Source organism: Rhodoplanes roseus (assembly GCF_003258865.1).
GTDB classification, from domain to species: domain Bacteria; phylum Pseudomonadota; class Alphaproteobacteria; order Rhizobiales; family Xanthobacteraceae; genus Rhodoplanes; species Rhodoplanes roseus.
On the sequence record NZ_NPEX01000810.1, the window covers coordinates 1 to 274 of the forward strand.

Genomic DNA, 274 nt, shown 5'->3' on the forward strand with positions numbered 1-274 from the left:
GGCGGAGATGCTCGGCATCAAGGAAATCTACATCGAGGACCTGCGCGAGGAATTCGTCCGCGACTTCGTCTTCCCGATGTTCCGCATGAACGCCGTCTATGAAGGCGTCTATCTTCTCGGCACCTCGATCGCCCGCCCGCTCATCTCCAAGCGGCTCGTGGAAATCGCCCACGAGACCGGCGCCGATGCGATCGCCCATGGCGCCACCGGCAAGGGCAACGACCAGGTGCGCTTCGAGCTCAGCGCCTATGCGCTCGACCCCGACATCAAGGTG

General features: G+C 63.1%; 1 protein-coding gene. It reads left to right on the forward strand.

Translation table 11 applies throughout. From position 1 onward, the window contains the following. On the forward strand, positions 1-274 hold a 274-nt coding region (locus CH341_RS32515; RefSeq protein ID WP_210208731.1), incomplete at both ends, for an argininosuccinate synthase domain-containing protein.